Source organism: Streptomyces manipurensis, from assembly GCF_049570255.1.
Taxonomy (GTDB): domain Bacteria; phylum Actinomycetota; class Actinomycetes; order Streptomycetales; family Streptomycetaceae; genus Streptomyces; species Streptomyces manipurensis.
In genome coordinates, this window is sequence record NZ_CP186950.1 from 2,235,895 (window position 1) to 2,250,272 (window position 14,378).

The 14,378-nt window shown below is 72.8% G+C and carries 15 protein-coding genes; 8 read left to right on the forward strand and 7 right to left on the reverse strand.

Annotated elements, in window-relative coordinates; translation table 11 throughout:
• Positions 1 to 2 precede the first annotated feature (2 nt).
• Positions 3 to 1,277, reverse strand: a complete 1,275-nt coding sequence (locus ACPU2J_RS10280) for an extracellular solute-binding protein (protein WP_361603292.1) — start codon at positions 1,275 to 1,277, stop codon at positions 3 to 5.
• Positions 1,278 to 1,499: 222 nt separating this feature from the next.
• Here ACPU2J_RS10280 and ACPU2J_RS10285 point away from each other — a divergent pair, with 222 nt between their 5' ends.
• The 4 genes from ACPU2J_RS10285 (at position 1,500) to ACPU2J_RS10300 (ending at position 5,946) form a co-directional block, all read left to right on the forward strand.
• Positions 1,500 to 3,290, forward strand: a complete 1,791-nt coding sequence (locus ACPU2J_RS10285) for a glycoside hydrolase family 13 protein (RefSeq protein WP_420080988.1) — start codon at positions 1,500 to 1,502, stop codon at positions 3,288 to 3,290.
• A 124-nt stretch (positions 3,291 to 3,414) separates the two neighbouring features.
• The gene (locus tag ACPU2J_RS10290) at positions 3,415 to 4,455 is read left to right on the forward strand and encodes a LacI family DNA-binding transcriptional regulator (protein ID WP_399818687.1); all 1,041 of its coding nucleotides are present in this window, start codon (positions 3,415 to 3,417) and stop codon (positions 4,453 to 4,455) included.
• A gap of 74 nt (positions 4,456 to 4,529) precedes the next feature.
• Positions 4,530 to 5,420, forward strand: a complete 891-nt coding sequence (locus tag ACPU2J_RS10295; RefSeq protein ID WP_420080987.1) for a phosphatase PAP2 family protein — start codon at positions 4,530 to 4,532, stop codon at positions 5,418 to 5,420.
• Positions 5,413 to 5,946: a hypothetical protein gene (locus ACPU2J_RS10300; RefSeq protein WP_420080986.1), complete on the forward strand. Its 534-nt coding sequence runs from the start codon at positions 5,413 to 5,415 to the stop codon at positions 5,944 to 5,946. Before ACPU2J_RS10295 ends, ACPU2J_RS10300 begins: the two co-directional genes overlap by 8 nt.
• Here the strand turns inward: ACPU2J_RS10300 and ACPU2J_RS10305 are convergent.
• The 3 genes from ACPU2J_RS10305 to ACPU2J_RS10315 are packed head-to-tail and all read right to left on the reverse strand — an operon-like array spanning position 5,937 to position 8,163.
• A complete protein-coding gene (locus ACPU2J_RS10305) occupies positions 5,937 to 7,061 on the reverse strand; it encodes a hypothetical protein (RefSeq protein WP_420080985.1) in 1,125 nt (374 codons plus the stop codon). The two genes, ACPU2J_RS10300 and ACPU2J_RS10305, sit on opposite strands and share 10 nt — an antisense overlap.
• Positions 7,058 to 7,318, reverse strand: a complete 261-nt coding sequence (locus ACPU2J_RS10310; protein WP_420080984.1) for a DUF397 domain-containing protein — start codon at positions 7,316 to 7,318, stop codon at positions 7,058 to 7,060. Before ACPU2J_RS10310 ends, ACPU2J_RS10305 begins: the two co-directional genes overlap by 4 nt.
• On the reverse strand, positions 7,315 to 8,163 hold the full coding sequence (locus ACPU2J_RS10315; RefSeq protein WP_420080983.1) for a helix-turn-helix domain-containing protein: 849 nt from the start codon (positions 8,161 to 8,163) through the stop codon (positions 7,315 to 7,317). The genes ACPU2J_RS10310 and ACPU2J_RS10315 overlap by 4 nt, the downstream gene beginning before the upstream one ends.
• A 91-nt stretch (positions 8,164 to 8,254) precedes the next feature.
• Between ACPU2J_RS10315 and ACPU2J_RS10320 the strand changes: the two genes are divergently transcribed.
• The 3 genes from ACPU2J_RS10320 to ACPU2J_RS10330 all read left to right on the forward strand — a co-directional run bounded on the left by ACPU2J_RS10320 (position 8,255) and on the right by ACPU2J_RS10330 (position 10,717).
• Complete coding sequence (locus ACPU2J_RS10320; RefSeq protein WP_423833117.1) at positions 8,255 to 8,761, forward strand: ATP-binding protein; 507 nt, start codon at positions 8,255 to 8,257, stop codon at positions 8,759 to 8,761.
• A gap of 180 nt (positions 8,762 to 8,941) precedes the next feature.
• Complete coding sequence (locus ACPU2J_RS10325; protein WP_423833118.1) at positions 8,942 to 9,802, forward strand: helix-turn-helix domain-containing protein; 861 nt, start codon at positions 8,942 to 8,944, stop codon at positions 9,800 to 9,802.
• 369 nt (positions 9,803 to 10,171) lie between these two features.
• Complete coding sequence (locus tag ACPU2J_RS10330) at positions 10,172 to 10,717, forward strand: hypothetical protein (RefSeq protein ID WP_420080980.1); 546 nt, start codon at positions 10,172 to 10,174, stop codon at positions 10,715 to 10,717.
• A gap of 31 nt (positions 10,718 to 10,748) precedes the next feature.
• Here the strand turns inward: ACPU2J_RS10330 and ACPU2J_RS10335 are convergent, their stop codons facing one another.
• The 3 genes from ACPU2J_RS10335 to ACPU2J_RS10345 all read right to left on the reverse strand — a co-directional run bounded on the left by ACPU2J_RS10335 (position 10,749) and on the right by ACPU2J_RS10345 (position 12,952).
• Complete coding sequence (locus ACPU2J_RS10335) at positions 10,749 to 11,762, reverse strand: hypothetical protein (protein WP_420080979.1); 1,014 nt, start codon at positions 11,760 to 11,762, stop codon at positions 10,749 to 10,751.
• A 139-nt stretch (positions 11,763 to 11,901) separates the two neighbouring features.
• On the reverse strand, positions 11,902 to 12,264 hold the full coding sequence (locus tag ACPU2J_RS10340; RefSeq protein WP_423833119.1) for a DUF4180 domain-containing protein: 363 nt from the start codon (positions 12,262 to 12,264) through the stop codon (positions 11,902 to 11,904).
• 88 nt (positions 12,265 to 12,352) lie between these two features.
• Positions 12,353 to 12,952, reverse strand: a complete 600-nt coding sequence (locus tag ACPU2J_RS10345; protein WP_423833120.1) for a hypothetical protein — start codon at positions 12,950 to 12,952, stop codon at positions 12,353 to 12,355.
• A 616-nt stretch (positions 12,953 to 13,568) separates the two neighbouring features.
• On the opposite strand from ACPU2J_RS10345, the gene ACPU2J_RS10350 reads away from it, so the two are divergent.
• Positions 13,569 to 14,336 (forward strand): CAP domain-containing protein, encoded by a 768-nt coding sequence (locus ACPU2J_RS10350; RefSeq protein WP_420080976.1) that lies wholly within the window; start codon positions 13,569 to 13,571, stop codon positions 14,334 to 14,336.
• The last annotated feature ends 42 nt before the right edge of the window (positions 14,337 to 14,378 follow it).

Below are 14,378 nucleotides of genomic sequence, written 5' to 3' on the forward strand. Positions count from 1 at the left end.
TGTTACTTCCAGCCCTTGAGGATCTTGCGGAACTCGACGCCGGCCGCCTTGGCCGCGTCCTCCGGGCTCGACGCCCCGGTGACCGCCTTGGTGTATTCGACCTTCAGCGGCTCGAAGAGGGAGCCGTTCTCCGGGATCCAGGCGCGCTCGACGGCCTTGTCCACGGCCGGCTTGAAGAACGCGACCATCTCGCTGCTCTTGACGTCCGGCTGCTCGTAGGCGGCGGTACGGGTCGGCAGCAGGCTCAGCTCCTTGGCGGACTGGACCTGGACCTCCTGGGAGGTCATGTACTCGACGAAGGCGTGCGCGGCGGCGCGGTTCTTCGAGCCGGCGTAGACGCCGAGGTCGTGGCCGCCCTGCGGGGCGCCGGCCTTGGCGGAGCCGGCCGGGACGGCGGCGATGCCGAGGTTGGCCTTGTCCTTGAACTGGTCGCCGGCGTAGGTGTCGGCGACGGCCCACGGACCGTTGATCATCATGGCGGCCTCGCCGGTCTTGAAGGCCGTCTGCATGTTGGTGTAGCCGTCGGTGGAGTTGGTGATCGCCGCGCCCGAGGCGACCAGGTCGCGGGCGGTGCGGAAGGCCTTGACGCCCGCCTCGTTGTCGACGGTGACCGTCTTGTTCTTCGCGTCGACGAGGTCGCCGCCCTCGCCGTAGATCAGCGGGAGGAACCAGTAGGAGTCGTCGCCGCGCAGGTAGAGGGCGGCCTTGCCGGTCTTCGCCTTGATCGCCTCGGCGGCGGTCTTCAGCTCGGCCAGCGTCTTGGGGGGCTGGACGCCGGCGTCGGCGAGCATCTTCTTGTTGTAGAAGAGGCCGAGGGTGTCGATGACCTGCGGGACGGCGTAGGTCTTGCCCTCGTACTTGCCGCTGGCCGCTGCCTGCGGGAGGAACTCGGCGTCGACCTTCTTGGCCGTCTCTGCGGGGACCTCGTCGAGGTAGCCGAGGGAGGCGAAGTCGGCGACCCAGCCGACGTCGGCGCGGATCACGTCGGGGGCGTCGGAGCCGCTGCTGAAGGCGTTCTTGACCTTGTTCTGCGCGTCACCGTAGGGGACGTTGACGTACTTGACGGTGACCTTCGGGTGCTTCGCGGTGAACGCCTCGGCGATCTTCTGGAAGCTGGCCTTCTCGGCGTCGTTCGAGGTGTCCCACCACGTGACCGTACCGGAAAGCTCGCCGCCGGCGTCGGTCCCGCCGTCGCCCTTGTCGTCACCGCCGCCGCAAGCCGTCGCCGCGAGCGCCAGGGCCGCGACCAGCGCGGTGGCCGCTATGCCACGCCGCATATGAACTCCTTCGATGATCCCGGCCGCGCCCTCGCGGTCCCGAGTTGCCAGGAACGTAACAAGACTGAAAGAGGACCGAAAGACCTTGCGCAAACTTTCTGCAAGCGGGGGCGATCGTTACATCCGTGTGTCCGGACGGTTGCCGCAGCTTGCTGTTAGTTCGAGTCACCTTCGACTGCACGGGCCCGCAACCAGCGGGTGGTCCGCCGCGTTGACCCCGATATGACCCATGAGTCGACGGCCGTCAGCCTTGCAAGTGCTTACAGCAACCCGACGACTGCGAGCGGTGACTGGTGGCGCGATGCCGTCATCTACCAGGTGTACGTGCGCTCCTTCGCCGACAGCGACGGCGACGGGATCGGCGACCTGCGCGGGGTCCGCTCCCGCCTCCCGCACCTCGCCCGCCTCGGGGTCGACGCCGTGTGGCTCACCCCCTTCTACGTCTCCCCGCAGGCGGACGGCGGCTACGACGTCGCCGACTACCGGGCCGTCGACCCGCTCTTCGGGGACCTCACCGACGCCGAGGACCTCGTCCGGGCCGCCCACGCGCTCGGGCTGCGGGTCATCGTGGACGTGGTGCCGAACCACACCTCCGAGCAGCACCCCTGGTTCCGCGCCGCGCTGGCCGGGGAGCCGGGGGCCCGCGAGCGCTACCTCTTCCGCCCCGGGCGGGGCGCCGACGGGAGCCTCCCGCCGAACGACTGGGAGTCGATCTTCGGCGGCCCGGCCTGGACCCGGGTCGCCGACGGGGACTGGTACCTGCACCTGTTCGCGCCCGAGCAGCCGGACCTGGACTGGAGCCGGCCGGAGGTCGCCGCCGAGTTCGACTCGGTGCTGCGCTTCTGGCTCGACCTCGGCGTCGACGGCTTCCGCATCGACGTCGCCCACGGCATGGTCAAGGCCGACGGCCTGCCCGACATCGGCCGCGGCGCCCAGGCCACCCTGATCGGCAGCGAGCCGCTGCCCTTCTTCGACCAGGACGGGGTCCACGCGATCCACCGCTCGTGGCGGCGCCTGCTCGACTCCTACGAGGGGCAGCGCATCGGCGTCGCCGAGGCCTGGGCCCCGACCTCGGAGCGGCTCGCCCTCTACGTCCGCCCGGACGAGCTCCACCAGGCCTTCAACTTCCGCTTCCTGACCTGCCCCTGGGACCCGGCGGCCATGCGCACCGTGATCGACGAGTCGCTGGCCGCCACCACCGCGGTCGGCGCCCCCACCACGTGGGTGCTCTCCAACCACGACGTCGTACGGCACGTGACCCGCTACGGCGACGGCCCGCGCGGCCTGGCCCGGGCCCGGGCCGCGGCCCTCCTGATGCTGGCCCTGCCCGGCTCGGCGTACCTCTACCAGGGCGAGGAGCTCGGCCTCCCCGAGGTCCTGGACCTCCCGCCCGCGGCCCGCCAGGACCCGGCCTTCCGCCGCGGGCCCCGGCCGCAGACCCCCGCGGGCGCGCCCGCCCCGCACCCGACGGTCGTCGCCCCCCGCGACGGCGACCCCACCGGGCCCGAGGCGGATCCCGGCGACGGGCCGCGGGCCGGGCACGGAGCCGATCTCCCGACCGCGCCGGAGGCGGACGGGCAGGACGGACTCCGCGACGGCTGCCGCGTTCCGGTTCCCTGGTCCGGGACGGAAGCCCCCTACGGCTTCGGGCCGGGCGGCAGCTGGCTTCCGCAGCCCGACGGCTGGGCCGGTCTGAGCGTCGCCGCCCAGACCGGCGACCCCCACTCCACGCTGGAGCTCTACCGCGCCGCCCTCGAACTGCGCCGCGCCCTGCCGGGCCTCGGCGCCCCCGGGGCGGGCGGCCCGCCGGAGTCCTGCGGGATGCGCTGGCGGTCCGCGCCCGAGGGGGTGCTCCTCTTCACCCGGCCCGGATTCGCCTGCACCGTCAACACCCGCCCCGAGCCGGTGGAACTGCCCGCGCCCGGCCGCCCCGTACTCTCCAGCGCCCCCGTGGAGACCGACGGCCGCACCGTCCGGCTGCCCGCCGACTCGTGCACGTGGTGGACCCCGTGACGCCCCCGGCCCGCGACGGCCTCCGCGCGCCCCGCCCCGCCCGCAACGCGCTGCGCAAACCCGGACGTCTCACTCCGCGCACTCAGGTTCCTACGTGAACCGGCGACCGGTAGAGTCCCATCCCGTGACCGCACGGCTAGCCGACATCGCAGCCCAGGCGGGGGTCAGCGAAGCCACAGTCAGCCGCGTGCTCAACGGCAAGCCCGGTGTGGCCGCGGGCACCCGCGAATCCGTGCTGGCCGCCCTCGACGTCCTCGGCTACGAACGCCCCGTGCGCCTGCGCCAGCGCAGCGCGGGCCTGGTCGGGCTGATCACCCCCGAGCTGGACAACCCGATCTTCCCGGCGCTCGCCCAGGTCATCGGCCAGGCCCTGACCCGCCAGGGCTACACGCCGGTGCTGGCCACGCAGACGCCCGGCGGCTCCACCGAGGACGAGCTGACCGAAATGCTCGTCGACCGGGGCGTCTCCGGCATCATCTTCGTCTCCGGCCTGCACGCCGACACCACCGCCGACACGGGCCGCTACGACCAACTGCGCGGCCAGGGTGTCCCCTTCGTCCTCATCAACGGCTTTTCGGACAAGGTGCAGGCCCCGTTCGTCTCCCCCGACGACCGTGCCGCCATGCAGCTCGCCGTCACCCACCTCACCGCGCTGGGCCACACCCGCATCGGCCTCGCGGTCGGACCGAAGCGCTTCGTACCGGTCCTGCGCAAGATCGAGGGCTTCCGGCTCGGCATGAAGGAACGGCTCGGACTCGGCGAGGCCGAGATCGAGGAGCTGATCCAGCACTCGCTGTACACGCTGGAGGGCGGCCAGGCGGCGGCCACCGCGCTGATCGCCCGCGGCTGCACGGCCGTGGTCTGCGCGAGCGACATGATGGCGCTCGGCGCGATCCGCGCGGCCCGGCAGCAGGGCCTCCAGGTGCCGCAGGACGTGTCGGTCGTCGGCTTCGACGACTCCCCCCTCATAGCCTTCACCGACCCGCCGCTGACCACCATCCGCCAGCCGGTGCAGGCGATGGGGCAGGCCGCGGTCCGGACCCTGCTGGAGGAGATCGGGGGGACGCCGGCCCCGCACAGCGAGTTCGTCTTCCTGCCGGAACTGGTCGTACGCGGCTCCACGGCGTCCGGCCGGGGCCGGACGCGCGAGCCGTCTCGTACCTGAGACGGACGTGCTGCGCCCAAGACGGTCCCGAGGGATGATCGGACGCGGGAACGCATCTGGCAGACTCTCTGCCCATGGGTGAATCGAGCGTGAAGACACTGGAAACCCGGACGGCTGTCTCGTCACCCACAGAGGTCGAGGCAGAGACTCGTCCGGGTTCCGAACGCGCCTTGATCGCCCGGCTGCGGATGCCGCGCCGGCCGCGCATCTGGTTCGAGATCCTGCTCATCGCGATCAGCTACTGGACGTACTCGCTGATCCGCAACGCCGTGCCCGAGCAGAAGGCGGTCGCCCTCGCGAACGCCGACTGGATCTGGAGCGTCGAACGGTCCCTCGGCATCGCCGTGGAGCAGTCGGTCAACCACGCCGTCAACTCCGTCACGTGGCTGATCGTGGGCATGAACTACTACTACGCCACGCTCCACTTCGTCGTGACCATCGGCGTCCTCGTGTGGATCTACCGCCTCCACCCGGGCCGGTACGCCGCGACCCGCCTGGTCCTCTTCGCCACCACGGGCGTCGCCCTGGTCGGCTACTACTTCTACCCGCTCGCGCCGCCCCGGCTGATGAACGGGCAGAACTTCATCGACACCGTGCTCGTGCACCACACCTGGGGCTCCATGGCCTCCGGGAACCTCAAGCACATGTCGAACCAGTACGCCGCGATGCCGTCCATGCACATAGGGTGGTCGCTCTGGTGCGGCCTGACGATCTTCGCGGTCGCCACGGCCCCCTGGGCCCGGATCCTGGGCCTCCTCTACCCGACGGCGACCCTGGTGGTCATCGTGGCCACGGCCAACCACTTCTGGCTCGACGCCGTGGGCGGCATGATCTGCCTCGCCTTCGGCTACGCCGTCTCGCGCACCTGGTACGGCGCGATGCCGCACCGCCTCCCTCGCCACCCCGAACCGGCGGGCCCGCACCCGGCGACGGAGCTGCTCAGCCGCGTCCGCACCCGTGCCTGAGCCGGCGGCACCCGTGCCCGACCCGGCGGTGACCGCCGGACCCGAAGCGGTCGTCTTCGTGTGCGCGACGTGCGAGGCCCCGCTGACCGGCCCCCTCACGCCCCTGCCCGCCGTCCCCGAGGCCCCGTACCACCCGTGGTGGGAGGACGGAGTGTCCCGTTCGGCCCCGCCGACCGTGCCCTCGGGGCACTACGCGATCGAGACCGAGCCCTACGGGGCTCCCCTGGTCGTCGCCGAGACCCCCGGACCGGCCATGCCGCGCCGCGGCACGATCGGCAACGGGCACGGGCAGCTCCTGGTGTCGCGAGGCCCGCGCGGCAACATCGTCGTCGACCCCGACGACGCCCTCGGCCTGGAACTGCGCCACGCCTCCGCGGCCTGCTGCGGGGCCACCCCCGACGGCGGCATGAACCAGGTGTGCGCCTGCGGAACGCTCGTCGCGACGCTCTCCTCCGACTGCTGCATCCCGTACGAACTCCACCTCTCCGCGACCCACGTCCGGGCGGTCGGCGCCGTTCAGGGCTGACGCGCGAGCGTCCCGGGCGGTGGGCCGAGGCGGGTGAGGGCCTCGGTGAGGGTCCGCGTGTAGGCGTCGTCGGCCAGGATCCGCGTGCCGACGTAGTCGTGGCCGAGCCGTTCCCCGCGCGCCAGGATCCCGCTCAGCAGCGGCGCCGCCTCGGCGGCGGGCGCTCCGATCTCCCCGAGGCGGCGGACGGCCTCCCGCACCGGCATCGCCGGGTTCCCCGTCCACTCCGGGTCCACCGCCGCGAGCAGCACCGGCACGGCCGGTTCCGCGTCCCCGGTGATCCGCCAGTACGCGTACGCGGCGGCGACCCTGGTCCAGCCTCCCGGCGACCGCGTCAGGCCGAGCACGGCGTCCGCGTGCGCGGCGGCCAGGGGGCCGAGGTCGGCGAGGAACGGCAGACCGTGGCTGCCGCTCCCCGAGCGCACGGCCGTCCCGCACACGCCGAGGGCGAGCTCCGGATCCCCGGTGACCCTCCAGTGCGCCCAGGCGGCACGCCGCCCGTGCTGCCGGCGTGCCCGGGGGTCGCGTCCGGTGGCGTACGCGACCAGCCGGTCCGCGGTCCCGGCGGCGGCGGGCCCGATCCGGCCGAGGACGCGCAGGGCGTCATAGGCGAACTGCGTGTCCAGGCGTCCGGCCACATGGCCCACGGCGGGTGCGGCGGCGGCGCCGCAGAGGGCGAGGAGTTCGAGGGTGGTGGTGTTCCGGTGGGTGTCGCGCCCGTCCCGCCGCATTTTGATCAGCAGGGCCCGCACCAGGTCGGCCGCGGGCAGGGCGGCCAGGACGCGGGCCTCCGGACGGTTGTCGGGGAACCCGCCGTGCTCGGCCAGCGCCCTCAGGCCGGGCAGCGCCCTGAGGTCTCCCGTGCCGGCGAGCGCGAGGGTCCGCACCTGCACGCCGTGGCCGACGGCCGTTCCGTACCGCCCCTGCCTGCGGCGCAGGCTCGCGGCGATCCGGTCGGCGTGCCGGGCGACGGCCGGGCCGGCCTGGACCAGCACGCCGTCGGCCCGCCAGCTCTCGGAGTCCTCGCAGACCGCGTCGACGACGGCATCCCAGCACTCCGGATCCGGCCGCCGCTGCCGCAACACGGCGTCGACGGCCGAGTCCAGCCGTCTCACGCGGTGCGGGCGTGTGCCACGAAGCCGGTCCAGGCAAGGGGGGCGACGGCAAGACGCGCCCCCTCGGGCCGCTTGGAGTCCCGCACGAGAACGGCCCCGTCGGTACGGGCTACTTCGACGCAGTCAGGGCCATCGTTGGTGCTGTAGCTGCTCTTGGTCCATGCGACCTCGACACAGTCCGGTCCATCGGCCGTGCTGTAGCTGCTCTTGACCCACGTGAGGTCGGAGAGGCCCTCGCCCGACGGCTTGATGGTCATGTCTCCCCCAGTACCTTCTCGATGAACGTCAGCGATGCCCGAGGCGTCAGGGCCTGTGCCCGGATCATGCCATAGCGCATGTCCAGGAGCTGGACCTCTTTGGGCTCGGTGATCAAGCGGCTGGCCAGCTGAACTTCGTTATGTCCCACCGTCGTTCCATCCCTGAGACGCATGACTTTGAACGATGAGGCGAGCCCGGAATGCTCCTCGACCGCGATGGGCATCACCTGGATCTCGACGGTGCGCAGCCGACCGACCTCCAACAGGTGCTCCAACTGGCCGCGCAGAACCATCCTGCCCCCGATAGGCCGCCGGAGGACAGCCTCTTCCTGCACGACGGTCAAGAGCGGGGCCGGATGTCGCCGGAGGATCTCTTGGCGGGCGAGCCTCGCAGCAACCAGACGTTCGACCTCACCCTCCGAGAAGCCCGGGCGCCTCAGCCCGAACAGGGCGCGGGCGTAGGCCTCCGTCTGGAGCAGGCCCGTCACCACGACGTTGTCGTAGGACCCGATCTCCACCGCCTCGGATTCCAACTTGGCCAGATCCCGGACCTTCTTGGGATACCGGGCCCTTTCGATGTCCGCCTTCATCGCGGCGATTTTCCCGTCCGCCCCCAGGGCCTCGTCCGCCTTGTCCAGGAACTCCGGGCGCGGAATACGCGCACCCCGCTCGATCTTGTAGATCAGGTTGGCGCCGTATCCCATCCGTTCGCCGAATTTGGTTCGGTCAAGGCCCGCCGCCTCACGCCACATCTTCAGCTGCCGACCCACCGTGGCGATGACCGCCCCGGATTCGTCCTCCGGGTCGAGTTCCCAGCTCGACTCGTCCGTGCCGTCCGTGCTCACTGACACCTCCGTTGGACCGGTAGGACACCACGGGACGCGCCTGGACAGCCGTCGTACACAGCGCCCTCAACTCTGTTCAGGTTACGCACGGATGGCCACGCTGAGTCACGTGAATCAGGAAACCCGCCTCGTCGCCGTGCTCCCTTCCACCCCGCGAGGAGCACGCGCCGCCCGCGCGCTCACCGTCGCCCAACTCGCGGAACAACAGATTCCGTTCGAGGATGCGGCGCAGGTCGTCGCCGAGCTCGCCGCCAACGCCGTGACCCACGGCCGGGTGCCCGGGCGGAGCTTCCGGCTCGCGTTGCGGGTCACGGCCGGGCCTACGCTGCGTATCGAAGTCAGCGACACCCGGCGGGAGTTCGCATCACCGGCAGTGGCGCCGGAGCCGTGGGCGGAGTCGGGGCGGGGGCTGTTCCTGGTGGCCGCCCTCGCCACCCGGTGGGGGACGGACCACGGGCCCGTACCGCTGAAAACCGTATGGGCGGAAATGGATTTGGGGATTCCGAGTCCGATGTCACCGGATCGAGGTTTTCACGACCCGGTGGATCGCGGGCCGGTCGCGCACGACGCCCAAGGATTGAATAACCGGGGGAAATGACCTCTCCACACCTCCCCCTCCCCTCTCACCCGGTCGGGTGAATCACCCCAATCCGGGTGGCGCGCACCTCAATTCGCCGGGCACGCTGTCCCCCGACAACCCCATAAACGCAATCGGCCCTCGTACGGGACTGGCATCCCGAGCGAGGGCCTGATCACAGAGAAGGCAAGCCCCTTCACCATGACTGACCAGCAGCTTAGCGCTACGTCGCGCCCTTCGTCGGGCATTCGGCACATCAACCACGACCACCGTCGCGGCTACGTCAAGATCGGCAACCATCTCGCCCAGCACCGCCGGCTGAGCATGACGGCAATCGGGCTGGCCACGCACATCCAGTCCCTCCCCACCGGTACCAAGGTGACCATCAAGGCCCTGGCCGAACGCTTCCCGGAGGGCGAGGTGCGGATCGCCGCCGCCCTGCGCGAGCTGGAGGTGCACGGCTACCTGGCCCGCTTCCAGGAGCGGCTTCCGTCCGGGCGCGTCGTGACCTGCACCGTCTCCTACAACAACCCGCCCGCCCGGTCCGCGGAAACCGCCCGCGCGCGCTACGTACCGCCGCGGCCGACCGCACCGGCTTCCGAGCCCGAACCGGACCCCGAACCGGATGCCGGACCGCCACCTGCCGGAGCAGTCGCCGCCGACGTACCGCAGAGCGAGCGCGAGGCGCGGGAGCTGCTGGCGCGCCTGCGGCTGCGCGATCCCCGGATGGTGCTGTCGGAGCGGGACACGGTACGGCTGGCGCCCGCCGCGGCCCGCTGGCTGGAACGCGGCCTCACCCCGAGCGCCGTGGCCGCCGCGCTGACCCGGGCCCTGCCGCAAACGGTCATCCACTCCCCCGCCGCCCTCGTCGCGCACCGCTTGCGGGAGATGCTCCCGCCGCGCCTCGCCGTCCCCGCCTCCGGAGGCGGCTCCTCGGCCGCCGGACCGCCCCCGCCCCCGGACCGGGTGCTGCTGCCGCTGCGTTCCTGCGAGGACTGCGAACGGGCCATCCGCTCCGCCTCCCCCGGCCGCTGCGCCGACTGCGCCCGCGTCGCCGCGTAGCGGGAGGGACGTCGTACGCTGCGGGTGGCCGGAGGCCGCGCCGGTCGCGCAGGCGCCCGGCCGGACGGCGGCTGCGGGCCTACGGCGGCCTGTGCCTCTACGGCCTCGTTCTCGCCAACGGCCTCCCGAGGCTCGCCGACGCCTCCGAGGCGACGGTCACGGCCTGCTCGGCCGTCGGCCTGGGCTTCGGTGCCGCCGCTGCCGTCCTGTTCCTGTTCGCGGCGCACAAGGACTGGGCCGCCCCGGCAGCGTGACGGCTCCTCCGCGCCGACCCTCTTCCGCCGCTGTGGACAACGGAGGTGTCGGGGAACGGGGTTGGGCGGCCGACCGGCTGGGATCGCCGTGAGGGCGCATGGAAGGATCCGGGGCATGGACGAGAGAGCCGGGTGGCTGACGGAAGGGGTGGCGGGGCCCGCCGCCGGACATGAGGACGTGCTGCGGCTGGTGCTGGACGCCACACGCCCGGAGCCCGGCGGACGGGTCCTGGCCCGGGCCGTCGCCTGCGAGCTGTGCGGCCCCGAGGGCGGCGGGTTCGAGGTCGCCAAGGGCGAGTGCTTCTGCGTCGGCTGCTGCATCCCGGTCGGGATCGTGGACGGGGGCGTGCAGCCCGACGCGTACCCGTGGCGGCTCGAAGCGGGCGGGGCCCCGCTGCCGCCCGCCTCGCCGGGGCCCGGCTTCGAACCGTCCGACCTCCCGGAGTGCCCGTGGGGGCACGGCGTCCTGGACGTGGCGGTCGCCTTCGCGTTCGCGGCGGACGGGACGACCGTGCGGGCGGTCTCCGTCGGCCTGAAGTGCCCGGAGGACGGCGCGCTGCTGCTGTACGTCGACAACGCGCGCGTCGTCCCCCGCCCCTGCGCCTGCTCCGGCCCGGGGACGACCTGCCGCGGGCCGGAGCAGGTGCAGGAGGGCGCCTGACCGGCCGCGGCACGCCGCGGCCCGCCGCCGTCTACGGAGTACGGGCGACGTCCCAGCCGTAGGCCTCGTGGTGGCGGCGCAGCGCGGGATCGCGTACGCCGGGCAGCCGGACCAGGGTGTCGTCGAAGGCGCGGGCGTGCGCGGGCAGCGGGTACCAGGAGTCCGGCGGCGGCGGGTAGTCGTCGCGCAGGACCCCCGCCGGGAGGACCCCGGTGGCGGGCATCGGCGAGGTCTCGCCGGGGCGGACGAGATACGCCCAGACACCGCTGTCGAGCGGCACCACGGGGCCTTCGTCGTCGGGCGGCCGCCAGGGTTCGCCGGTCAGCGGGTGGCGGGGGACGAGGAGGACGTCGGGGCGGGGCCGCGGCGGGCGGACCCCCGGGCCGGCCAGCCCCACGGAGCACGGCGGCGGCCCCGCGGGCAGGTGGCGTGCGACGGCGGGGCCGAAGAGCTCGGCGACCGGGCCGGCGGGCAGGGTGACCGGGCGGTCCCCGGTGGCCACGACCAGGTGGGCCAGCGCGACCCCGAGCGCCGCCTGCCAACGGCGGCTCCACCTCCCGTCGGGCTCGACGGGCGGCACCCGGTGGTCCGCACGCCGCAGATCGCCCCAGTCGGGCGGCGCCACGGCGGGCAGTCCGGAAGGGCGCCGCACGACCTCGCCGGGCTCCAGCCACACCGCCTGCCAGAGTCCGCAGTCGTCCATCCGCGTCGCCACGGCCCGCCCGCAGCCCGTACAGGCGAGGTTGGGCCCGCTGCGGCCGTCCACGCCCCGGCAGTAGCCGTCGCACCGCTCGGGGATCAGCGTCAGGGAGCGGGAGTCGCCGGGCGCGATCACGATCCTGTTCCGCGCGCCGAAGGACACCGAGAACACCGGCCCGTAAATGCCCTGCCGGGCGGCCTCCTCCTCCCCGACCTCGTCCCACCGCCGCCACGGCGGACCGCTGGGCCGCGGCTCGACGGCGTACGTAGCGGGCTCCATCAGCGCGGGATGCAGCTCCTCCCACCCCCCGTGGTGGGTGTGGACGGGGAGCGCGACCCGCGACACGGGCGCCGTCACCTCCGTACCGCACCCGGCACACGCGAACACGTCCAAACAAGCCCCCTCCGACCGCATTTCCCCCCATCCTGCCCGGCCGACCGCACGGGCTCCAGCCGGTTTCCGCCCCTGCCGGAACGGGCCGGTGTCAGCCCTGCAGGCGCTCGCGCAGCCGGTCGAGGTCGGTGAGGAACCAGGTCTGGGTGCCCCTGTTGCATTCGCGGACGAAGTCCGCGAGGGCGGGGCTCTCCTGGATGCGGGCGGAGACGTCGCCCAGCACCACCAGGCCCACCCGGTAGTTGACGAACTTCTGGATGATGTCGCCGGCGACCTTCGTGCGGAGCCGGAAGAAGTCCTCGCCGAACCGCTCCACGGGCACGACGACCCACCGGGCCCCCTGCCAGGCGGCGTTGCCCACCAGGTCCAGCGCGTCCGCCTCGCTCGCGATCACCGCCCCCTCGGGCTCGCACACGAGGACGCTGACGCTGCCGATCTCCTGAAAGCTGCTCATACGGTCCGAGGTTACGTGCCGGTACGGGCTCCGGTCGAAGCGTTTGCGGCCCCGGGGGCGGTCGCACGGTCAGGGCGGTCGCCGCCGGTCACGTCGGGCCGTCGGCGCCCGGGCGCAGGTCGCGCACCCGGAAGACGACGGGCGGGGGGTGGGCGCCGCAGGGCTGCGCGTGCAGTTCCTCCGGCCGCAGCGCCCAGGCGACGGCCTCGTCCGCACCGGTGTACGCGGGGTCGAGGTGGAAGGTGGTCCTGGTGCCGTGGCGGCGGAGCGCGGGGCACTCCCGCGGGGGTCCGGCGGGGACGGTGCCGGCCAGCTCCTGGCGGTGGCCGCGGCCGTCGAGCCAGACCTCGACGACGGTACGGACGCACAGCGCTCCCGCCGCGGCGGGAGCGGGGCGGTCCGGGTCGAGGAGCGATCCGTGGAAGCCGGGGCGCGGCCTTCGCCGTGCGTCGGCGGGGTGGGGCCGGTCGTCCTCGACCGTGAAGGAGAGGTCCGACAGGATCTCGACGACGCACTCCCCGTGCGTGCCGCCGGGATGGTGCAGGGCGTCCTGGACCACCCGCTGGAGCACCTCGGTCGGCAGCTCGGGGCTTTCTCGCCCGACGCCGAAATACACGGCCGGGTGGGCCCGTACGTGGTCCGCGAACGCCGGATCCGGAAGCCGGTGGCCGGCCGCCTCGTACTCCACTCCCGCTCCCCCGTGTCCACTCGCTTCCCCACTCGGCTCATCGACTCGCGTCAACTCGCGCGCATGCGCGTGACCGCCGAGGGCACGATCATGGCAGTTCTTCCCGGATACCGGTGGGCGTGGAATTCACGAAGGCGGGAATCGGGAATTGCCGCGGTTCCGTTCAGAGGTCGAAGGCGGGGCCCGTGCGGGCACGCCGCCGCGGTGGACCGGTCGCGGGCGGATGGTTCCCCCATGGAAACGTGACATGCATCACGGGGCGCGCCTCCACGCACCCACCCCCTTACGGCGGTCAGGCTCGTCGACATTTCGACATTTGTCCGTTTTGGAATCGACATTCCCCTCAACCGAGGGAACGGAATCGGCGATACCGGTGGCCGGGCCGCCGACCGCCCTGGTCACGGCCGGTTCTGAGAGCCCCTCAGCAGGTTGCGGAAGTGATCGGATCGTGACCAAGCACGTTCGCCGGTCCGTTTCAAGCCGGGTGACGAATGCCCAGGCCAGAGCGGAAACGGAAACTTGCCAGGCCGTTCGCGGGCTTTTAAGAATGGCGGCTCCTCCGGCGTCGTCGCAGTTCCGGCGCCGGAAGCTTCGCGATCACCGAATGAGGTCACGCATGCAGAAGCATCGGAAGAAGAAGCAGTACCGGAAAATAGTCATAGCCGTCAGTGCCCTCGGAATCGTGGGTGTTCCCACCGCCGCCATGGCCTGCTTCGACTCGGACGACGACGGCCGGGTCCGCGCGGCGAGCCAGCAGGAGCGCCGACCCTGGCAGTACGCGCCCGAGGCCGCGGCCGCCACCACCGCACCGCCCGTCGAGGCCCCGCTGCCGAGCGCCCCGCCGAGCAGCCCCGCGGACGCCGCCCCGAGCAGCCCCGCCGCACCCGCCGAGCCCGTCGCGCAGACCTCCCGGGCCCCGCAGCCCGCGCAGAAGCCCGCGAAGCCCCCGGTCGCCACCAAGAAGCCGCAGGCACCCGCGCCCGCGAAGCCCTCCGCCGCGCCCGCCACCGGTGCCGCCGCCGAGGTCCTCGCGCTCGTCAACCAGGAGCGCGCCGCCGCCGGCTGCCAGGCCCTCACCCTGAACGCGAAGCTCACGAAGGCCGCGCAGGACCACAGCGCCGACATGGCCTCCCACAGCAACATGTCGCACACCGGGTCCGACGGATCCGACCCGGGCCAGCGCATCACCCGCGCCGGATACACGTGGAGCACCTACGGCGAGAACGTCGCCTACGGCTACGGCTCCGCCAAGGCGGTCATGGACGGCTGGATGAACAGCCCCGGCCACCGGCAGAACATCCTGAACTGCTCCTTCAAGGAGATCGGCATCGGCCTGGCCCAGCCGAACAACTACTGGACGCAGGCCTTCGGCGCCTCCCGCTGACGCGGGCGCCCGCCCGAGCGGACCCCGGACCCGTGCGGGGTC